We start from the raw sequence: 20,337 nt of genomic DNA, 5'->3' as shown, positions 1-20,337 counted from the left end.
CTCAGGCTATTTTTTTGCGCTAATTTGTCAGAAATGACTTGTTTGGCTCAGATACGGGTGGTAAAGATTTTTAATAACACCGCGCAAACGATCCTTCAGAGGATGTTTTATGCACAATCCATGCCGGTTTCTGCTGTCGCGTAATCGCGTATTTTTATCTGTGGAGTGTCTGTGATGAGAACGTATGTGAGCTTCAAAAATATCAAGAAGAGCTACGATGGCGATAAACTGGTGGTTAAAAACCTCAATCTCGATGTTCACGAGGGTGAGTTTCTCACCTTGCTGGGCCCGTCGGGATCGGGCAAAACCACCAGCCTGATGATGCTCGCTGGTTTTGAAACACCGACCCAGGGTGAAATTCTTCTGCGCGACAAGCCCTTGCACAACTTGCCGCCCCACCAGCGCGATATCGGTATGGTTTTCCAGAATTATGCGCTGTTCCCGCATATGACAGTGGCTGAAAACCTGGCGTTTCCGCTAACCATTCGCCGTCTGAACAAGTCTGACATCAAAGAGAAAGTCGACCGCATTCTGGACATGGTCAAACTGAAACCCCTGGCTGACCGCTATCCGGCGCAGATGTCAGGCGGTCAGCAGCAGCGTGTGGCGCTGGCCCGTGCGCTGGTATTTGAACCAAAGTTGGTTCTGATGGATGAGCCACTTGGCGCGCTGGATAAACAATTGCGTGAACACATGCAGATGGAGATTAAGCAACTGCACCACATGCTCGATCTCACTATCGTGTATGTCACGCATGATCAGAGTGAAGCGATGACAATGTCAGACCGGGTGGCGGTGTTTAATGACGGCGTTATCCAGCAGATGGACAGCCCGAGCGTAATTTATGAGAAACCTGATAATGCCTTTGTCGCGCAATTCATCGGCGAAAATAACAGCCTGCTCGCCACGCATACATCAGCAGAAGGTATTTTTTACCGCGCATCACTCGATGACGGTACTGAATTACGGGCAGTCAAAATTCGCCCAAGTTCGCCAGGCAGAAAAATCCTGCTATCGATTCGCCCTGAACGCATCACCGTAAATGATCATCAGCCGGGCATGGAAACGGTCAAAGCCAGAATCAAACAGTTTATCTATTTAGGCGATCACGTCCGCATGATCACAGAAGTGGCAGGGCAAGATAATTTCATGGTGAAACTTTCTGCCACCACGTTGCGTCCGGAATGGCAACCGGGAACTGAGGTTATGCTTTCATGGCAACCCGAGCACCTTCGTGCTCTTGATGTCATCACGCATTAAATCCATAGAGGTATCATCCCGATACCTCTATAATCTCAACATCTCAACATCTCAACATCTCAACATCTCAACATCTCAACATCTCAACATCCTGTAATTCTGTAATTCTGTAATTCTGTAATTCTGTAATTCTGTAATTCTGTAACCAACTTAATTCCATGCTCTTGGAATCCTTTGATTATTGAATCCACCGTTTTCAAACACCTTAAAATCCCATCATCTCAGGATGGTAAAATCTCGGGATTTAATTACAGAATCATCACATCCCCGGATACTACCATCGCTCTAGTTACAGGATTCTGAAATCCCGAGATTTAATCCCTGAATCCTGCAATCCCAATATTCCTGCCTGATAATCTCATGATACTGTAATCACAGAACGGCATCCCAGGATAATATAATCCTCATCAAATCCCAGAATCATTGAATCCCAACAACAGATAAGATAAAAATACATATATATTACATTTAGATATGCATAGATAATGAGAATCCTGAAATCTCATAATCATTCAACAATCCCAAGATTTCAGGATTATTGCTTAATCATATAATCTCATGATTACGTCTTCCAGGTTATGCTGAACGTGATGCCATCAGCATCCTGGAATCTCATAATCAAACTGGTGCTCAGGATGTTATAATCCCCGGATCATCACGTAGCGACGGAATCCTGTTATCCTAACTATGCTGTAATCCTGTGCATTCCTGAATCCTGAAATCTTAGGATTCATCTGTGCTGTAAACCCAGAATGGGTTGCTCACAGAATCACATGATAACCTAATCCTGAAATCCCATAAGGATGGAAGCATACGATTGCAGGATGTTGCATGCACTAATTACGAAATCACAGAATCATGAAACTTCAGGATAATAGAATCTCCACACTTCCAGAATCCTACCATTCAATAATCACAGGATAGTGAGATAGTGAGATAGTGAGATAGTGAGATAGTGAGATAGTGAGATAGTGAGATAGTGAGATAGTGAGATAGTGAGATAGTGAGATAGTGAGATAGTGAGATAGTGAGATAGTGAGAGCGTAACGGTTCCGTTTTGTCTGTCCAGACTATTTTTAGTGGTTAAGACATAATCGCCTTTGACAGCGGCGTGACTCCTGATCACATTCAACATCCGGGAGTAATGGAATTATATCATCCTGAGATTTTGTGATTCTGAAATCCTTGCATCATAAAATCTTTGCCACCTGTGATAACAACAAATCTCTTTTCAACCTTACGCCTGAGCGCAAACCTTAGCATTCTATAATCCTGTAATCACAAGATGGCAAAATTCGATAATCCTTAAATATTGTAATCCCTGGATACAAACCTTATAGTATCACCTCAATCCTGTGATTCATGGATTAGTAAATCTCAGAATCCTATGATTACAATATTTTTGAATCCTGAAATCTTAGCATTTTAGGATGCAAGCAACTTACCGACGCTTCATCAAGAGGATGTTATGGCAGCGAAAATTATTTCCTTCCTGAACGGGAAGGGCGGGGTAGGGAAGACCACGACCTCCATTAACATTGCTACCTGTCTTGCAAGACAAGGTCATAAGGTCGTGATGGTCGATACCGACCCACAGGGAAGCATCAGTAACTGGTACGATGATAGCAAATGTCAGTTCGATCTGGCCGAAGCAGCATCTGAGAAAGAAGTCTATACCGTACGTAAGCAGTTGAAGGAATATGATTACGTCGTCATTGATGGGGCAGCGGCAATCTCTGCAATCTCATCGGCTGCGGTGATGGTCAGTGATTTAGTGCTGATCCCCGTGACACCGTCACCTTTAGACTTTGCAGCTTGTGGCGCAATCCTGGCCGTCGTTGAGGCCCGTGAAAACCTTCAGCCCGTCATTGCTCGTTTCCTGATCACCAAAAAAGTCGCCTCGGCAAAAATGCTGGAAGTCCTTAAAGCATCCATCGCTGACACTGGCGTGCCTGCGTTACGCACCGGCACCACTCAGCGGCAGGTTTACATTCGCACCATGATGGATGGCGGTACCGTTTTCGATACGACAGATGGTAACGCAAAGGGTGAGATAGAAATTATGACCAAAGAAATCACGGAGTTGTTGAAATGAAAATGAAACTTGGGCAGCACAGACAGCTGACTACCGCACTGGACGCCGTAGCAAAGCCACCCGCTTCAGTGAAAAAACTGCAAACCAATATCGATGAAGAGTTACATCGCCGGTTTAAGACCAGCTGTTTCCTGCAAGATCGTGAAATGAAAGACGTGCTGACGGAATTAATCCAGGGCTGGCTTATCAATAACGAACGTTCGTGATCTGAAGATTTATGCCGGAGCGGGTCTGCGACAAGATCCGTTCTGGCAGATCCTCTCTCAACCCACTGACAGAATGACACTTTCCCTTCCGCCTTATCCTTTCCTGAAGCCCCTTTGCACGGTTTAGAAGATCCAAAGATCAAATAGTCTTTTGTTTCTTTTTTAAGTTTAGATCTTTCTCTTTAAGACATGTTTTTCACTAGATAAATTAGCAGGTTACAAGCGCTATCGTGGAGTGTTTTCCTGTCTGCGGTGGAGATCGTTCCTGTTAGATGTGGATCCTTTTCATGATCAATGTAGAGCTTTTTCCTGTGGATAATTTCTTTAGGGATCAAATAATTATCAGCGTGGAGAGATTTTCTGTTGATATCTTGCTGTGGCAGGTGTGCGTACGCTCATTCTAACGTTTCTCCGGCTAACTGACTGCCAGAAAGCGTTTTTCCTCAAGGGTGGACACATTTCCTGATCCCCGCACAATCCCGCATATGTGGAATAATTTCCTGTGACAGCGTCACGTTACCCTTTTTATGTCACTTTTGGATCCCATTACCGGCAGCGGCAGGGGATCGGCATCAGATTTTTCACAGCAAATGAGCATATGTGGAAAGATTATCTGATCCCTGCGGGTGCATATGTGGAAGGATTATCTGATCTTAACCCGCCTGCGTTAATCACTCGCGTATTTCCCACCTAATATAAATCAATGAGTTAGACGATAAGTGACAATGTCACACGACGATATGTGGAGACATTATCTGATCATTCACGCGCAATGAGTGCTGAACAGCGTGCTCTTCAGCGTCGGTTTTATCAGACAGGTGGAAAGATTTCCTGATCCCTTCACAGTCTTTATGTGGAAACTTTTCCTGTGATCCCCGGAATCGCCAAATGTGGAGACATTTCCTTGTCTGATGATCGCTTCGCCATACATGTGGAAAGATTATCTGATCCCACGACGACGCATATGTGGAGTTTTTTCCTGTTCAGGGGAGGGAGGAGGGTGATCCGCCGGGGTTGTATGAAGTGAGATACGGGTCACACATTGATTTCGTACGATTATTCAGCAGAGTAAACGCTAATGTGGAAAGATTATCTGTAGTCACTGGGCGGATTTCAGGTGTTGGGGCGTAAAGTCACAGGGATCTGGCGGGTTGACCAACGTGTGCTCATGTGGAGTTATTTCCTGTAAAAAGAGTGATGATCCAACATGTTAAAAAAAGGATCCTTGCCTGTTCTGAAATCAATATGTGGAGATTTTTCCTGATCACACTTTTCGGATCCTTTGCTAATTCATTGAAATTAAATGAATAAATAACCCCTGTTTTTACTTTACGTCGGCATTTTTTATGTGGAATAATTTACCTACTTTCCACCTATGGATCCTGCTACATGGAACTGAATAAACTGACCGTAGTTCAGGGGAACGATCTTCTGGAAGGCGCTTACAGCGTCACTCTGGATGAAATGCGCCTGCTGAACCTGGCTCTGGCTCAAATTGATAGCAGGAAACCGCAACCAGACACGTTGTATCGCCTCTTCCCGCAGGATTACCAGCGGATCTACGGGGTGAACCCGACCAGCAGCCACCGGCAGCTGCGTGAAGCGGCGGAAAGCCTGATGAAAAAACCGGTGACGATCTACAAACCCGATATCAAAACCGGCAAGGTTCGCACCGTCCAGTTATCCTGGTTCTCACGTCTCGAGTACGTGAGTAGTGACGATCACAGTGCCGTGGTGTTGCGGTTCGGCCAGGACGTTGCGCCGTATCTCTATGAACTTAAAGAATCTTTTACCAAACTGAATTTTGCGAACATCGCCAAACTGGATACGCCGTTCTCCGTGCGACTCTACGGGTGGTTAATCAAAGCCAAGAACCTCTACGGGCGTCGCAGCGGCAAAGCCATCGAAGTGACCCTGGATCTCAACTGGATGCGCGAGAAGGCCGGTTTAGCGGGCAAATACGAGGACTATCGTGACTTCCGCCAGAAGCTGCTTGAACCGACGATCAACCGGATCAACGCCAACACCGATATCTCCGTCGTCTGGGAGCCGGTCAAGCAGGGCAGAACCGTTGTGTCGATCAAGTTCGCGTATGTGGACGAGTCCGCGCCAGAAGCCAGCAAACCGCTGCGTCCTCGCTTACCACGCCGTCCGCGGGCCGTGGCAGGCTCTGCGCTGGAAGGTGAGTGGGCACGCCGTTGTATCGCCATCTTTGAAGAGTATCGCGATAAACTCAGCGCGTACGATGTGGAAGAGAAGGCCACGCTGCCGGATCTGCGCAAGTTATCTGGCTGGTACAAGATGATCGGCGAAAAGAACAAGCAAAAAGAGATCCTCGCCGAGGTCAGCGCCCGCAGCAAGAAAGCCGCTGCCTGATTGCCTCAACAATAAATAAAAATGAACGGCGTATCTTCATCAGATACGCCGTTTTTCTTTGGGAAAAACACAGGCGGGCAGGAGGCTGATCCACATCCCGCAAGCCCTAATAAGTGAGTGAGTGCTTACTGGGTGATATCAGGAAATCTTTCCACATTACCCGTTTTGGTGGCTTTAACAGCAAGCTTTGGAAAAGCTATAAGGCATACTATTTCGTTGTTAGACAAGGCCAAACCGCATCCTTACTCTTTGTCATGTTTTGTAAACCGTTTGCACACTCATGATGAGGGATCTCTTTTGGCTACGTTATTACGCTCTGCACTCGCGCCAGCCGCAACACGCGCGCGCCGTACTGCTTCTTTTAAAATTGCATTGCTGGCCAGCGCCGTGATGCTGTCCTCTTTCGCATTCGCTGATGATGTTTTAAAAGAAGGCATCACCCCGGCCACCGATGCCAGCCAGGTGCCTGCGGCGGCGAAACTGCGCACGGACACGGTGATCGCCGGGATCTCCGAACCTCAGGGGATTTTTAACCCGTACTTCTTCGTTAATGGCTGGGATGAAAACGTCACTAACGTGATTTTCGCCCGTCTGATCGACTGGGACAGCCAGGGCAAACTGGTTCCGGGTCTGGCGCAGAGCTGGACCGTCAGCCCGGATGGCAAAACCTACACCATTAAACTGCGCCCGGATCTGAAGTTCAGTGATGGTTCGCCGCTGACCGCCGAAGACGTCGCGTTTACGCTGACGGTGCTGTATGACCCGAAATACGACGGTGATACCGATATCACGCTGGCACACATTGCCGGAGGTGATGAATACAAACAGGGCAAAGCTGACAGCGTGAGCGGCCTGAAAGTGGTGGATCCGCTGACGTTGCAGGTCACCACCACGCAACCGGGCGCCACCACGCTGCAAAAAATCGGCGGACCGGTGCTCTCCAAAGCCTATTACGGCAAAGGCTATCAGCGTGGAAATCTCGATACGCTGCGTACGCTGCACGGCAAACCGCTGGGCAACGGCCCGTATGTGTATGACAAATACATTCCGGGGCAGGAGATCCGCTTCCACGCCAACACCAACTACTATCGCGGCGTGCCGCCAACGCCCCGCTTTATCTATCGCGTGACGAATCCGTCAACTAACTTCCAGCTGTTCCAGACCGGCGATACCGATTATGACGCGTTCACTTCCCGTCCGGATGATATCGAACAGCTGAAAATGCTCGGCTTCGCCAACATCAACCTGTACGGATCCAGCGATTACAGCAAGATTGAATTTAACGTCCGTCGCCCGGCTTTGCAGGATGTGAAAGTGCGTCAGGCGCTGATTTACGGGCTGGATCGGCAGAAATTGATCGACGTGGTGTATCAGGGTTACGGCACCGTGGCGGTTGAGCCGATCGCGCCGATCTCCTGGGCGTACAACACTGACGGCGTGAACCCGTACAAATTCGATCCGGCACAGGCGAAGAAATTACTGGATGAAGCGGGCTGGAAAGTCGGCGGTGACGGGATCCGCGTGAAAGACGGTAAACGCCTCGAACTGACGCTGCTGGTCAGCAAAAAAGTGCTCAATGATGCGCTGATCCCGATTGCGAAAGAAGACTATCAGAAGATTGGCGTCCTGCTGAAACCGCAGGTGGTGGACTTCAACGCCCTGATGTCACAACGTAAAGCGGGCAACTACGATCTGGCGTCGTTCAGCACCAGCACGCTTAACGATCCGCACGATGGTGTGTGGGATTACTACAGCACCGAGGCGACTGAATCGGGCTACAACAATCCTCAGGTCGATAAGCTGATCAACGAAGGGAACGCCACGCTGGATATCGAAAAGCGTAAGCCCATCTACCACGAGCTGTACAAGGTGCTGGCAAACGATCCGCCGGTGATCCTGCTCGGCAACCGTAAAATCCTTTCTGCCAGCAGCGCCCGCGTAACCGGTTTTAAACCGGATATCTATAACGGCCTGACCGGCAGTCTGCCGGACGTCAAAATCGTCAAATAATCAGAAATAACGACGCTGCCGGGCTATTCCGGCAGCTTCAATGAGAAAGTCATGAGAAATTTCATTCTGCGTCGTTTGCTTCAAACCATTCCGATGTTGTTCCTCGCTTCGCTGCTCATCTTCATGCTGTTTGCCAAAACGCCGGGCGATTTTATCGATGGCAATATCACGCTGACCGCGCAACGTGCTGCTGAACTGAAAGCCTTATACGGCCTGGATCAACCGCTGCTCAGCCGCTATCTGCACTGGCTGGGCAATCTGCTGCGCGGCGATCTGGGCTTTTCGCTGCAATATCAGATCCCCGTCAGTCAGCTGCTGAACCAGTACATCTGGAATTCCTTCCTGCTCGCGGCCATTGCGATGGTGTTGTACTGGGGGATCGCGCTGGCGGTCGGCATTGTCTCGGCGATGAAGCCGTATTCTTTGTTCGATCACGTGGTGAGCGTGGTTATCTTCGCTGCGATGTCCTTCCCGACGTTTTTCCTTTGCCTGCTGCTGATCAAATGGTTCGCCGTTGATCTGCACTGGTTGCCGGTGGGCGGCATGACCAATACCGGCAGCGATGCCACAGGCTGGGCGTGGGTGATGCAGGTGGCCGCGCATCTGGTGTTGCCGGTCTTGGCCCTGGTGATGCTGCAGGCGGGCAGCCTGACGCGTTATTTCCGCGCCAGCATGCTGGACGTGGTGCGCATGGATTTCATCCGTACTGCACGCGCCAAAGGGTTGCGTGAGCGCACCGTTATCCTGAAGCACGCGCTGAGAAACGCGCTGCTGCCGATTATCACCTTGCTGGGGTTTGAGCTGCCGGGGCTGTTTTCCGGGGCGCTTATCACTGAAAAAGTCTTTAACTGGCCGGGGGCAGGGCACATTCATATTGATTCGCTGGCGGCGCGTGATTACCCGGTTCTGATGGGATTCACCCTGTTTCTGGCGGTATTAACCATTCTTGGCAATCTGATTGCCGACGTGCTGTATGCGTGGGCTGACCCGCGCATTCGTGTGAGGTCGTGATGTTTGGCTCTTTATTCTCAACCCAACGCCGCCTGCGCGAAGCGCACATTCCGGTGCTGGCACAGGTGACACCGTCACCGTGGCGGCAGGCGTGGCGGGCGTTGCGCCAGAACCGTCTGGCGATGTTTTGTCTGGTACTGCTGCTGGTGATGGCGGTCTGGTGCATAGTGGGCCCTTACTATTCTCCCTGGCAGGATGACGCCACCGACGCGCTGATGATCAACAAAGCGCCCAATGCAGAGCACTGGCTGGGCACCGATTTCCTCGGGCGCGATGTCTATACGCGACTGCTGCTGGCAGGGCGTATCTCACTGATTATCGGCATGTTAACCATGCTGCTTTCCGTCACGCTCGGTTATCTGATGGGCGCGGTATCCGGCTATGTCGGCGGTATCACCGATAAGATCATCATGCGGTTTGCCGATCTGGTGATGACCATTCCCAGCCTGCCGCTGCTGATCGTGATGGGCGCGATGCTGTCTGAAATGGATTTTTCGCCGGATTCCCGCGTGTACATGGTGATCGTCATGCTCAGTTTGCTTGAATGGCCGAAACTGGCGCGTCTGGTGCGCGGGCAAATTCTCTCCCTGCGCGAGCGCGATTTCATGCTGGCGACGCAGGTGCTCGGCCTGTCCCCGCGCCGTCGCCTGTTCGGCCATTTACTGCCGAACACCGTACCCATTCTGGTGGTGATGGCGACGATGGCCGTGGCAAACGCCATTCTCAGCGAATCTGCGCTCAGTTATCTGGGGCTGGGCGTGGTGCCGCCAACGCCGTCGTGGGGAAATATGATGGATGCGGCAAACAGCCTGATCGATTTCCAGCGCCGTCCGTGGCTATGGATGCCGCCGGGTGTGGCGATTTTTATTACGGTGATTGCGATTAACGTGCTGGGCGATGGCCTGCGTGACGCGCTCGATCCTAAACTGAAACGGAGCAAAAAATGACGTCACCGTTAATCCGTTTTAACCAGCTTTCCCTGTCATTTTCCAGCGATCAGGGTCGCGTGCACGCCGTGCAGGATGTGACGTTTGACGTTCAGCCCGGTCAGACGGTCGGCATTGTCGGTGAATCCGGCTGCGGAAAAAGCGTCACGGCGATGTCGCTGATGGGGCTGTTACCGCCACAGGCCGCGCGTATCGATGGCGGCGAGATCCTGTTTCAGGGGCGCGACTTACTTAAACTGCGGCCTTCGCAGATGGCCGATTTACGCGGCAATGAGCTGGCGATGATCTTCCAGGAGCCGATGACGGCACTGAACCCGGTGCTGACGCTCGGTGAATCACCGAAATCAGCCTGGGCGCAGGCAACGCAGATGATCACCAACGTCGGACTGGCGCGGGCGGAAAGCCTGATGAAAAGTTATCCGCATCAGCTTTCCGGCGGCATGTTGCAGCGCATCATGATTGCGATGGCGCTGAGCTGTAAGCCACAGTTGCTGATCGCCGATGAACCGACCACCGCGCTGGACGTCACCGTGCAGGCGCAGATCCTGCGCTTACTGCGTGAACAGGCGCAAAAAAACCATATGGCGCTGATGCTGATCACCCACGATTTGGGCGTGATCGCGCAGATGGCCGATCACGTGGTGGTGATGTACGCCGGTAAAATTGTCGAGCAGGGCGCGACCGCGGAAGTGCTGCGCAATCCGCTGCACCCTTACACGCAGGGGCTGATCGCTTCCCGACCGACACCGGGCGAGCGCCGCCGCCGTTTATACTCTATTCCCGGTCAGGTGCCGGATCTGGCCGCGCTTCCGCCTTACTGCGCATTTACCGAGCGTTGTTCACGCGCCACGGAAAGATGCCGTCAGGGCATTCCGCCGCTGGAAGGGCAGTTCAGGCAGGCGGCGTGTTTTTACAGCGGGCTGAGTACGCCAGGTGAGACGAAAAACAGGGAGCTGCAGCCATGAACGCTGACTATCTGATTGAAGTGGATGGCCTGAAAAAGTATTTCCCGATCCGCGACGGCGTGTTCGGTCAGGAAACCGGGCAACTGCGCGCCGTGGATGGCGTCAGTTTTAACATCCGCAAAGGCACGATTTTTGGACTGGTGGGTGAATCTGGCAGTGGCAAAACCACCGTCGGGCGGACCCTGCTGGGGCTGTATGACAAAACGGCGGGCAGCGTGAAGTTTCGTGGTGAAGACCTGCACGGCCTGAAGCCGAAACAACTGAAAGCGCTACGCCCGAAAATCCAGCTGGTGTTTCAGGATCCCTACAGTTCGCTCAACCCGCGCATCCGCATTGGTGATGCCATCGGCGAAGCGATGCTGGAACATAAGCTGTGTACGCGGGCGCAACTGCACGGGAAAGTGACGGAGGTGATGAAAATTTGCGGCCTGTCGCCGCTGCATTACAACCGCTTCCCGCACGAGTTCTCAGGCGGGCAGCGCCAGCGTATCGGCATCGCCCGCGCGCTGATCCTGCAACCGGATTTCATTATTGCCGACGAACCGATTTCCGCGCTGGACGTGTCAATTCAGGCGCAGATCATCAATTTGTTCTCGGATTTACGTGACGACCACGGCGTGACATTTCTGTTTATCTCGCACGATCTCGGGGTGGTGGAACACCTGTGTGATGACGTGGCGGTGATGTATCTCGGCCAGTTAGTGGAAACGGCCAGCCGCGATGCGCTGTTTCGCCAGCCTCTGCATCCTTATACGCAGGCGCTGCTGGCGGCGGTGCCGACGCTTGATCCTGACAGTGAACCGGTGGCGATGGTCAGCGGGGAAATTCCGGATCCGTCAAAACCGCCCGCCGGCTGTCGTTTTCACACCCGTTGCCCGCACGCTATAGCCCGCTGCCGGGAGGATATTCCGGCGTTACGTGAAGTGGAAAACGGTCACCGCGTGGCCTGTCATCTGGTGTAACTCCTTGCCCGCCGGTATTCAGTCTTCCAGGATCCGGCGGGCTTCCATCTGCATTTTTTGCCCGACGCTTTTAGTCACGTCGATCACCTTTTGCGTGGCGGGGGAGAGAAATGCGCCTTCCAGCCAGGTGATGCCCACCCGGCGTTCCATCACTAACTGATCGTTATCGATACGGATCAGCCGCGACAGAAATTCTTCTTCCACCAGAATGTTCTCGGACAAAAAGCTCAGCAATCCGCTTTTCGCGATCAGCCCCGGCACCGAGGCAAGCGAACTGATTTCCACTTTAACGTCCGGTGGCGGGCAGTGATTTTCATAGAACATTTTATCCAGCCACTGACGCATTGAGACGGTTTTCGCCGGTAATATCCAGCCATAGCGGCTCAGTTCACGCAGGCTGGCGGGTTTACCGGCCAGCGGATGATCGCGTGAGGCGGCTACGATCACCCGGTCAGCGGTCACCGGCAGCTGCACCACCGGGCTGTCGTAATTGACCAGTGGCCCGATGATCACGTCGATCGCATGACGTTCCAGCAAGGTAAAAAGCACGTCGTTCATGCCGATCTGGATTTCCAGTTTCATATTCGGCACCTGCGATTGCAGCATTTTGCAGATTTCAGGCAGTAAGAATTGCGTGGCAGAACCGGAGACGCCCACGCGAACGATGCCGCCCGCGCCGCTGCTCAGTTCATTCATGATTTCCCCAAGCTCAAGATAGGAACTTTGCAGCGCTAAACCACGCTGATAAAGCACCCGCCCCGCTTCGGTCAGTTCCAGCCCGCGACCTGCCCGTTTGAACAGTTTGATGTTCAGTTCTTTCTCTAAACGGGTGATGGATTTCGAAAGTGCAGGCTGAGTTATATTTAAATTTTGTGACGCAAGTCTCAAATTCATTATCTCTGCGGCCGTCACAAAATACTCTAAGTCTCTGTTATTTAACATTGATTCCTGAAATTCATCGATTTGATAATAAAATATAGTAGAAGGCATGAGAGGCAGGGTCAATAATCACGCCAACGTTGCGACGGGCAAGCCGTTTTCGCAACACGAACGCCAGCGAATTTACCTGTTTTAAGTAAAATAAGAATCTAAGTGCATCTATGAAAATTGTTAATTTCACCATCAATAAAGACCACACCAAAAGCTTCGGCATCTTTCAGGCACAGGGGATTGTCGACGTCGGCAGCCACTCAGGATGCCGGGATATTAACGAATTCATGGCACGCCATTCTCCTGAGGAGCTGCAACGCTACGTTGAACTGCCAGCGGATCTTCAGCTGAACGACATCAGCTTCCTGCCGGTTATCGACCGTCCGGGCAAAATTTTCGGCGTGGGCATGAACTACGCGGAAAAGCGCAAAGAGTTTAACGAAACGAATCCGGCCCCCACGCTGTTTATCCGCTTTGCCGATTCTCAGGTCGGCCACAACGGCACCATCATCAAACCGGCTTCTTCAGAGCAGTTCGATTATGAAGGCGAACTGGCAATCATTATCGGCCGTACCGGCCGCAATATTTCCGCCGAAGACGCGCTGGATTATATCGCCGGTTACAGCTGCTATATGGATGGCTCGGTGCGTGACTGGCAGCATAAATGGTACACCGCCGGCAAAAACTGGCCGTCAACGGGCGCATTTGGCCCGTGGATGGTGACGCCGGACGAAGTGGGTGATCCGCAAAATCTGAGCATCAAAACCTGGCTGAACGACCGGCTGGTGCAGGACGATACCACCGCCAATATGATCCATACCATTCCGCAAATCATCGCCTACATCAGCACCTTTACCCAGCTTTCGCCGGGCGATGTGATCATGACCGGTTCACCGGGCGGCGTTGGCAAAACCCGCGTTCCGCCGTTGTTCCTGCACGAGAATGACAAAATTGAAGTGGAAATTGAAAATATTGGCCGGCTGACCAATCTGATTGTGAACGAACCGCTGTCTGAGATGACGCATTCAAAGACAGCGGCCTGACACGTCTCAGCGCGTTTGATTTACCAGAGGCACCCTTTGTTCGGTGCCTTTATTTTTGACCACCATCAGATAGGTCAGCGTAAACGACAGCCCCAGCGACAGCACCACACCCATCAGAATGTAGATAAAGTACGGGCCGATATAAGCGGGCAGGCTGAAAATGCTCGACAGAATATAGCCGTACAACCGCACGCCGAAGAACGCGATAAACGCCGACGCCACGGAACTGCTGATGGTGGTGGCGATAAAGGCTTTTTTGTAGCGCGTCAGCACGCCGAACAGCGCCGGTTCGGTGATCCCCAGCAGGCCGGAAATCGCCGCAGAGAGCACCACGGATTTCTGTTCGCGGGTTTTAACGTGGAAGTAAATCGCAAAGGTCGATCCCGCAATCGCCATGTTGGCCATAAACATCATCGGCATCAGCATGTCCCAGCCCTGATCGGTGAAGTTCTGCAAGGCAATCGGCGTCATCGCGTGATGCATCCCGGTGAGGATCGCCACCGGGCGGATCGCGCCGACAATAAATCCGGCAAACACCGCCGACACGTCGAACAATCCCTGAATGCCAAACGCCAGCAACTTGCCGAGGTAAATCCCCGCCGGACCAATCAGCGTCAGCGACACCAGCGCGGCGATAAACAGGGTCAGCGTCGGTGTAAACACGGTTTTCAGCACGTCCGGCATGATTTTATCCACCCAGCGGTGGATGTAACTCAGCGCCAGCACCGAGAAAATCACCGGGATCACGCTCGCCGAATAGTTGAACACAGACACCGGCAGCACATCCATAAAGTACAGCGCGGTGGGTGCCCCGGCGGTATGGTTGGCGAGTGCTTTCGCCGCGTCCATCAGCGTCGGATACATCAGACAGGCGGCCACGGCGGCAGCCAGATACTCATTGGTTTTGAAGATCTTCGCCGCAGAAACGGCGAGGAAAAATGGCAGGAAGTAAAACACGCCGCTGGCGATCAAATCGATGATCATCACCGTTTCGCTTTTGGCCGATATCACTTTCAGGGCGATGAGTCCGGCCAGCAAACCTTTGATCATCCCCGCGCCCGCAATGGCCGGTACGATCGGGCCGAACACGCCGGAGACGGTATCCATGAACATCGACACCAGGCTTTTTCGTCCTTTTGTGGAAACATTTCCTGTTGCCGGATCGCCGTTAACGCTCACCGGATCCAGCTGCGAGACGATGGCCTCGTACCAGATATTCACCCTGGGTCCGATGATGATCTGTACCTGATCGCTCTGACTTTGCGCGCCGAGCACGCCGGGCAGGTTTTTAATTTCCTCCCAGGCCACTTTATTTTCGTCGTGTAAATCAAAACGCAGACGGGTCATGCAATGCCAGACTTTATTGATATTTTCTGCACCGCCTACCAGTTTAATCACTGAATGCATTATTTCTGTATTCACCCTGAACCCCGCGACGACAAATTAATTATTCATTGTTAGATGGAAGGGGAGTGTAATGACGCGCCTTTTTAAAAACAAACCAATAAAACAGGATCTTCATCACAAAACTTCACTGAAAGGCATCATTTTCGTGCTTGTCAGTCAAATTGGTCTGTTTTTTAGTGATATTCAGCTGTGCTTTTAAACCAAAATAAAAGCCTCAATTTAAGGTTTACAAGCAGGCTAAAAATACGCTGAAATAACCCCAATACGAATATTCCCGCCGCCTTTTTTTTAAAATGGATCACGGTCTTTATTAAGGATTTATCATGCAGCCTGTGCTGATTACCAATATCGAATGTCAGATAACACGCCCGGATCGCCATAATTTAGTGGTGGTCAGAATTGAAACGGATCGTGGCGTTTTCGGCCTGGGCTGCGCGACGTTCCAGCAGCGCCCGCTGGCGGTCAAACTGATGGTGGATGAATACCTCAAACCGCTGCTACTGGGGCGCGATGCCAATCACATCGAAGATTTATGGCAGATGATGATGGTGAACGCTTACTGGCGAAACGGGCCGGTGATCAACAACGCCATTGCGGGCATCGATATGGCCCTGTGGGATATCAAAGGCAAGCTGGCCAACATGCCGCTCTATCATCTGTTTGGCGGTAAATCGAAAGATGCGGTGACGGCCTACAGCCATGCGGCAGGTGAAACGCTGGAAGAACTGTTCGGTCAGGTGGACCGTTTACTGGCCGAAGGTTTCCGGCATATCCGCTGTCAGTTGGGCTTCTACGGCGGCAATGCGCGTGATTTTCACAGTACCCGTGAACCAACGGCGGGCGCGTATTACGATCAGGATCAGTACATCGACAACACGCTGGCGATGTTCAAAGCGCTGCGTGAAAAGTACGGTCATCAGTTCCACATTCTGCATGACGTTCACGAACGGCTGTTCCCGCAACAGGCGGTGCAGTTCGCCAAAGCGGTGGAACAGTACCGGCCTTACTTTATCGAAGATATTCTGCCGCCGGATCAGAACGAATGGCTGGCGCAGATCCGCAGCCAGACCGCCGTACCGCTGGCGACCGGCGAGTTATTCAATAATCCGGCTGAATGGAAAGATCTGATTATCAACCGCCGGATCGATTTTATCCGCTGCCACGTTTCGCAAATCGGCGGCATCACACCGGCATTAAAACTGGCGCATTTCTGCCAGAGTTTTGGCGTGCGCCTCGCGTGGCATTGCCCGCCGGACATGACCCCGATTGGCGCCGCTGTGAACACGCACCTGAATATTCATCTGCACAACGCGGCGATCCAGGAGTTTGTGGCGTATCCGGCCAACACGCAGCAGGTTTTCCCCGGCGCGCAGATGCCTGAAAACGGCTATTTTTATCCGGGAGAAGACGCGGGGATAGGCGTGGGCTTTAACCGTGAGGCCGCCGCAGAGTTTCCGGTGGTGTACCGGCCACACGAATGGACGCAAAGCCGCCTGCCGGACGGCGTGATCCACACACCTTAAGTCTGGCGGAAGGCCAGATTGTCCTGATTAAACGGGATAACGTAGGTGCAGGAATAATCGATATCGATAATGTCGCTGAACGCATAAACCTTGCCGCCCTGCAAAATGCCTCTGTTGGTAATGTGCATGGCGGCAATGCCCTTTTTGCATCCCAGGATGTGTGCCTGTTCTTTGCTGACTGTCACCGCCTGATAGCGGGTGAGGGAATGTGAAATCGCATAGCCCTTGCTCAGCACATATTGCTGGATAGAGTGTTCAATGGTCTTCTGATTCAGATCGCCAAATTCACTGGCCGGCATACGCGAATATTCAATCTGTACGTTACGCTGGCTGATGCGCCGCAAACGGGTGAACGCCCAGATAAAATCATCCGCAGTCAGATCGAAAACCTGTTGCTCTTCTTTGTCCGGCCGCCGCTTGTGCAGCTCCAGCATTTTGAAACTGATCTCAGCGAATTTCTTTTCGGTGATCGAGTTATATACCAGCGGATTGCTGCTGACGCCGGGGTTAATGTAAATCCCCGAACCCTGCACAATATGCACCGCGCCAATACTCACCAGTTTTTCCAGCGCCTTACGCACCGTAAAGCGCGACACCCCATATTCTTCCGCCAACTGACGCTCCGGCGGCAACTTTTCCGGCAGGGATCCGCTGTGCTGATAAATTTTGCTCAGTAAATCCTGAGCGATAAATTCACTTTTCTTCATCGGCGCTTCTGTGAGATCGCAAAAACGATATTTGAACATGCGGCGGCGGGGAGGGCAAATTACAGCCTTCAAGCTGTATGGGTCATTTACAGCCTAAAGACTGTATTTATTTTTTACAGCCTTTAAGGTGTATTGTATGGAATACAGCTTATAATCTGTATTATCTTAGTACTGCAAAGAACCGAGGCCTATGAATACCCCCAATCCACTGAACACAAGCTACCCGTTAAAGACACTCGGTCAGTTAAGACCACTGCTTGTTGGCTTTCGCAAAGCAAAAGGGCTGACGCAAAAAGAAGTATCGGAAAAATTAGGGGTAACTCAACAGACGTATGCTCGTCTGGAGGCCAACCCCGCCGCAGCCAGTCTGGAACGATTATTTCGCGTGTTCAATGTGTTAGGTATTGAGATGGCATTCTCTTCTGAATCTGATCCAGCGGCTACCCGTGCAGAGGAAAGCATGCCGGATTATTTAAGTTCGCCCGCCAGAAAGGAACAATGGTGATGATATGCGTCGCACGCAGCAACGTTTAGCGATATGGATGAACGGTATCCCTGTGGGGTACTGGGAAAAGCAAAAAGGTGAGGACCGTTTGCAGTATTTGCCAGGCTGGGACTCTGATGAGCAGGGCAGACCGCTCTCGCTTTCTTTGCCCTTTACGCCGGGAAATCAGGTTCATCGCGGGAATGTCGTTCGCGATTACTTTGATAATTTGTTACCTGACAGTGAAGGGATACGCAGGCGTTTAGCGATGCGCTATCAGGCAGAAAGCCTAGAGCCTTTTGATCTGCTGGCTGAGTTGGGGCGTGACTGCGTGGGGGCAATCCAGTTGTTAAACGATGGAGAGCAACCCGAAGGACTATTTTCAATCAAACAGCATTCGCTCTCTGAAGCCTCGATTGCCAGTATGTTGCGAAATACGGCCTCTGTTTTGCCCGGACGTCAGGATCGGGATGATGATCTGCGCTTATCTATTGCGGGTGCACAAGAGAAAACAGCACTGCTATGGCACAACGCGCAGTGGTGTTTACCCGAAGGGAATACGCCGACGACGCATATTTTCAAACTGCCATTAGGTCTGGTTGGGAATATGCAGGCCGATATGAGTACGTCTGTTGAAAACGAATGGATTTGTTCGCTTATTGTCCGGTTCTACGGGCTTGCGGTAGCAAGAACGGAAATCGGACAGTTTGAAGATCAAAAAGCCCTTATCGTCGAACGTTTTGACAGAAGGCTTTCCGGCGATAAATCGTGGTGGATCCGTTTGCCGCAGGAGGATATGTGTCAGGCACTGGGCGTTTCGCCCCTGCGTAAATATCAGTCTGATGGCGGACCGGGTATCACAGATATTATGGAGATCCTGAGCCGCTCAGAGCAGCCGGAAGAGGATCGGCTGAACTTCTTCAAAGCTCAGATTATTTTCTGGTTGTTGGCCGCGACAGACGGTCACGCGAAAAATTTCAGCATCGCGCATCTTCCCCGCAACCATTATCAGATGACGCCACTTTACGACGTTTTGTCTGCATGGCCGGTGATTGGGCATGGGAACAGCAAAATCCCCTGGCAGAAATGTAAACTGGCCATGGCGGTACGTGGCAGCAGCAATTATTACAATCTCAACAGGATCCAGCGTCGTCACTGGATTAAGCATGGAGAACTTGCAGGTTTAGGGAAAAAGCAGGTTGAGATGATGATAGAAAATGTCATTGCCACCACGCCGGAGGTCATTGACCGTGTAACGGCATTATTGCCTGCATCGTTTCCCGCTGAGTTAGCAGAAGCTATTTTCAGCGGCATGAAACAGCAACTTGCGCGGCTGGTTGCTCAGGCTTAAGAATTTAACAGATCGACATAATCCCACCAAAAAAACGGCAGTGAAGCCTCTCATTTACCCTCTGCATGAAAGACAATTCACTGCCGCGTCACTCAGGTGTTAAACCGTTTCACCGCCGCCAAAACCTATCTGCGCCGCCGCGCTACCCATTGCCTGAGAATGCTGTCGGCGCTGACGGTCAGGATGCCGAGCATGATAAGCATTGCACCAAGAATGAAGTTCACTTTCAGCGGCTCATGCAGGAAAACTACCCCCGCGAGAATACCGAAAACCGGCGTCATAAAGGACAAGATCCCCAGCCGTGAAGCGTGATAGCGGCGCATCAGGCTGAACCACGCGAGATAGCTGGCGAAGGTGACGACCAGCGTCTGGAAAAGCATGCTGCTGACCGACACCGGGGTGAGGCGAAATTGCGTCTGGCCGGTCAGTAATGCCAGCCCGCCGAGCAGCACGAAGGCACCGGCCAGCTGGTAGAACAACGTCATGGTCGCACTGCCGGAAGAGAGCTTGCTGCGGCGTACCACCAGAGTGGTCATCCCCCAGAACGCACCGGCCAGCAGGCCGAAGAAATCGCCGAGCAGCATGTTGCTGGCCTGCGGCGAGTTCGAAGCATGGCCCCCAAACAGAAACGCCACCATCACGCCAAGAAATGTCACGCCGACGCCCGACCATTGCAGCCCGCTCAGCCGCTCTTCAGGCACCAGAAAATGTAGCCCGAGCGCGGCAAATATCGGCGCGGTGTAGAGAAATACCGCCATGTGCGCGGCGGTGGTGAACCGCAACCCCTCGGCGACGAACATAAATTCGATGGAAAAAAGCAGGCCGACCAGCAAACCGGGGCCAAGATTGTCAGCGCTGAACGGCACTTTACGCTGGCGCACCAGCAGTAGAATCAGCACCGCCAGCCCGGCGATACCGGAACGCAGCGCGACCTGTAATAACGGCGTGATATCTGCCGCAGCGCTTTTGATCGCCACCTGCTGCACGCCCCAAATAACACACAACACCACCATCACGCTGCTGGCAAATCCGTCCAGCGGTTTACGCGGATCCATTTCCT

Annotated in this window: 17 protein-coding genes; 13 read left to right on the top strand and 4 right to left on the bottom strand. The window is 52.0% G+C overall.

Annotation, left to right across the window (positions count from 1 at the left end):
* Positions 1-174 precede the first annotated feature (174 nt).
* The 9 genes from ACQZQY_RS24105 to ACQZQY_RS24065 all read left to right on the top strand — a co-directional run bounded on the left by ACQZQY_RS24105 (position 175) and on the right by ACQZQY_RS24065 (position 11,832).
* Complete coding sequence (locus tag ACQZQY_RS24105; RefSeq protein WP_217204378.1) at positions 175-1,260, top strand: ABC transporter ATP-binding protein; 1,086 nt, start codon at positions 175-177, stop codon at positions 1,258-1,260.
* A gap of 1,468 nt (positions 1,261-2,728) precedes the next feature.
* Entirely contained in the window at positions 2,729-3,355 is a 627-nt protein-coding gene (parA, locus tag ACQZQY_RS24100) for a ParA family partition ATPase (protein WP_056779683.1), read from the top strand.
* On the top strand, positions 3,352-3,561 hold the full coding sequence (locus ACQZQY_RS24095; RefSeq protein WP_056779680.1) for a plasmid partition protein ParG: 210 nt from the start codon (positions 3,352-3,354) through the stop codon (positions 3,559-3,561). Before parA ends, ACQZQY_RS24095 begins: the two co-directional genes overlap by 4 nt.
* A 1,389-nt stretch (positions 3,562-4,950) precedes the next feature.
* On the top strand, positions 4,951-5,937 hold the full coding sequence (locus ACQZQY_RS24090; RefSeq protein ID WP_431297413.1) for a replication initiation protein: 987 nt from the start codon (positions 4,951-4,953) through the stop codon (positions 5,935-5,937).
* 390 nt (positions 5,938-6,327) lie between these two features.
* Positions 6,328-7,947 carry an ABC transporter substrate-binding protein gene (locus ACQZQY_RS24085; RefSeq protein ID WP_431297515.1) on the top strand — a complete coding sequence of 540 codons (1,620 nt, stop codon included), beginning with the start codon at positions 6,328-6,330 and terminating at the stop codon, positions 7,945-7,947.
* A gap of 51 nt (positions 7,948-7,998) precedes the next feature.
* Positions 7,999-8,958 (top strand): ABC transporter permease, encoded by a 960-nt coding sequence (locus ACQZQY_RS24080; RefSeq protein ID WP_056780137.1) that lies wholly within the window; start codon positions 7,999-8,001, stop codon positions 8,956-8,958.
* Entirely contained in the window at positions 8,958-9,905 is a 948-nt protein-coding gene (opp4C, locus tag ACQZQY_RS24075; protein ID WP_056779667.1) for an oligopeptide ABC transporter permease, read from the top strand. Before ACQZQY_RS24080 ends, opp4C begins: the two co-directional genes overlap by 1 nt.
* Positions 9,902-10,870: an ABC transporter ATP-binding protein gene (locus ACQZQY_RS24070; protein WP_431297412.1), complete on the top strand. Its 969-nt coding sequence runs from the start codon at positions 9,902-9,904 to the stop codon at positions 10,868-10,870. The genes opp4C and ACQZQY_RS24070 overlap by 4 nt, the downstream gene beginning before the upstream one ends.
* Positions 10,867-11,832, top strand: a complete 966-nt coding sequence (locus ACQZQY_RS24065) for an ABC transporter ATP-binding protein (protein WP_431297411.1) — start codon at positions 10,867-10,869, stop codon at positions 11,830-11,832. Before ACQZQY_RS24070 ends, ACQZQY_RS24065 begins: the two co-directional genes overlap by 4 nt.
* A gap of 18 nt (positions 11,833-11,850) precedes the next feature.
* Here ACQZQY_RS24065 and ACQZQY_RS24060 read toward each other — a convergent pair whose 3' ends face one another.
* Entirely contained in the window at positions 11,851-12,774 is a 924-nt protein-coding gene (locus ACQZQY_RS24060) for a LysR family transcriptional regulator (RefSeq protein ID WP_183849351.1), read from the bottom strand.
* A 158-nt stretch (positions 12,775-12,932) separates the two neighbouring features.
* Here ACQZQY_RS24060 and ACQZQY_RS24055 point away from each other — a divergent pair, with 158 nt between their 5' ends.
* Entirely contained in the window at positions 12,933-13,805 is an 873-nt protein-coding gene (locus ACQZQY_RS24055; protein WP_431297410.1) for a fumarylacetoacetate hydrolase family protein, read from the top strand.
* Between the two features lie 6 nt (positions 13,806-13,811).
* Here ACQZQY_RS24055 and ACQZQY_RS24050 read toward each other — a convergent pair whose 3' ends face one another.
* On the bottom strand, positions 13,812-15,212 hold the full coding sequence (locus ACQZQY_RS24050) for a PTS transporter subunit EIIC (RefSeq protein WP_431297514.1): 1,401 nt from the start codon (positions 15,210-15,212) through the stop codon (positions 13,812-13,814).
* Positions 15,213-15,535: 323 nt separating this feature from the next.
* Between ACQZQY_RS24050 and ACQZQY_RS24045 the strand changes: the two genes are divergently transcribed.
* Positions 15,536-16,735, top strand: a complete 1,200-nt coding sequence (locus ACQZQY_RS24045; RefSeq protein ID WP_431297409.1) for an enolase C-terminal domain-like protein — start codon at positions 15,536-15,538, stop codon at positions 16,733-16,735.
* Here ACQZQY_RS24045 and ACQZQY_RS24040 read toward each other — a convergent pair.
* Entirely contained in the window at positions 16,732-17,442 is a 711-nt protein-coding gene (locus ACQZQY_RS24040; RefSeq protein ID WP_056780134.1) for a GntR family transcriptional regulator, read from the bottom strand. The genes ACQZQY_RS24045 and ACQZQY_RS24040 overlap by 4 nt on opposite strands.
* Positions 17,443-17,650: 208 nt before the next feature.
* Between ACQZQY_RS24040 and ACQZQY_RS24035 the strand changes: the two genes are divergently transcribed.
* Positions 17,651-17,947: a helix-turn-helix domain-containing protein gene (locus tag ACQZQY_RS24035; RefSeq protein WP_136376913.1), complete on the top strand. Its 297-nt coding sequence runs from the start codon at positions 17,651-17,653 to the stop codon at positions 17,945-17,947.
* A 4-nt stretch (positions 17,948-17,951) separates the two neighbouring features.
* Positions 17,952-19,277, top strand: a complete 1,326-nt coding sequence (locus ACQZQY_RS24030) for a type II toxin-antitoxin system HipA family toxin (RefSeq protein ID WP_431297408.1) — start codon at positions 17,952-17,954, stop codon at positions 19,275-19,277.
* 125 nt (positions 19,278-19,402) lie between these two features.
* On the opposite strand, the gene ACQZQY_RS24025 is transcribed toward ACQZQY_RS24030, so the two are convergent.
* Positions 19,403-20,332 (bottom strand): DMT family transporter, encoded by a 930-nt coding sequence (locus ACQZQY_RS24025; RefSeq protein ID WP_431297407.1) that lies wholly within the window; start codon positions 20,330-20,332, stop codon positions 19,403-19,405.
* Positions 20,333-20,337: the final 5 nt, after the last annotated feature.

Source organism: Rahnella sp. PAMC25559, from assembly GCF_050632365.1.
Taxonomy (GTDB): domain Bacteria; phylum Pseudomonadota; class Gammaproteobacteria; order Enterobacterales; family Enterobacteriaceae; genus Rahnella; species Rahnella rivi.
Note: the sequence above shows the minus strand (reverse complement) of the source record. Positions and strands in the feature narration are given on the sequence as shown.

Excerpts from the sequence above, each read along its gene's own strand:
- ACQZQY_RS24090 (WP_431297413.1), top strand. The coding sequence starts at position 4,951 with ATGGAACTGAATAAACTGACCGTAGTTCAGGGGAACGATCTTCTGGAA.
- ACQZQY_RS24055 (WP_431297410.1), top strand. The coding sequence starts at position 12,933 with ATGAAAATTGTTAATTTCACCATCAATAAAGACCACACCAAAAGCTTC.
- ACQZQY_RS24025 (WP_431297407.1), bottom strand. The coding sequence starts at position 20,332 with ATGGATCCGCGTAAACCGCTGGACGGATTTGCCAGCAGCGTGATGGTG.
- ACQZQY_RS24050 (WP_431297514.1), bottom strand. The coding sequence starts at position 15,212 with ATGCATTCAGTGATTAAACTGGTAGGCGGTGCAGAAAATATCAATAAA.
- ACQZQY_RS24080 (WP_056780137.1), top strand. The coding sequence starts at position 7,999 with ATGAGAAATTTCATTCTGCGTCGTTTGCTTCAAACCATTCCGATGTTG.
- ACQZQY_RS24095 (WP_056779680.1), top strand. The coding sequence starts at position 3,352 with ATGAAAATGAAACTTGGGCAGCACAGACAGCTGACTACCGCACTGGAC.
- ACQZQY_RS24065 (WP_431297411.1), top strand. The coding sequence starts at position 10,867 with ATGAACGCTGACTATCTGATTGAAGTGGATGGCCTGAAAAAGTATTTC.
- ACQZQY_RS24060 (WP_183849351.1), bottom strand. The coding sequence starts at position 12,774 with ATGTTAAATAACAGAGACTTAGAGTATTTTGTGACGGCCGCAGAGATA.
- parA (WP_056779683.1), top strand. The coding sequence starts at position 2,729 with ATGGCAGCGAAAATTATTTCCTTCCTGAACGGGAAGGGCGGGGTAGGG.
- ACQZQY_RS24105 (WP_217204378.1), top strand. The coding sequence starts at position 175 with ATGAGAACGTATGTGAGCTTCAAAAATATCAAGAAGAGCTACGATGGC.
- opp4C (WP_056779667.1), top strand. The coding sequence starts at position 8,958 with ATGTTTGGCTCTTTATTCTCAACCCAACGCCGCCTGCGCGAAGCGCAC.
- ACQZQY_RS24070 (WP_431297412.1), top strand. The coding sequence starts at position 9,902 with ATGACGTCACCGTTAATCCGTTTTAACCAGCTTTCCCTGTCATTTTCC.
- ACQZQY_RS24040 (WP_056780134.1), bottom strand. The coding sequence starts at position 17,442 with ATGAAGAAAAGTGAATTTATCGCTCAGGATTTACTGAGCAAAATTTAT.
- ACQZQY_RS24085 (WP_431297515.1), top strand. The coding sequence starts at position 6,328 with ATGCTGTCCTCTTTCGCATTCGCTGATGATGTTTTAAAAGAAGGCATC.
- ACQZQY_RS24030 (WP_431297408.1), top strand. The coding sequence starts at position 17,952 with ATGCGTCGCACGCAGCAACGTTTAGCGATATGGATGAACGGTATCCCT.
- ACQZQY_RS24045 (WP_431297409.1), top strand. The coding sequence starts at position 15,536 with ATGCAGCCTGTGCTGATTACCAATATCGAATGTCAGATAACACGCCCG.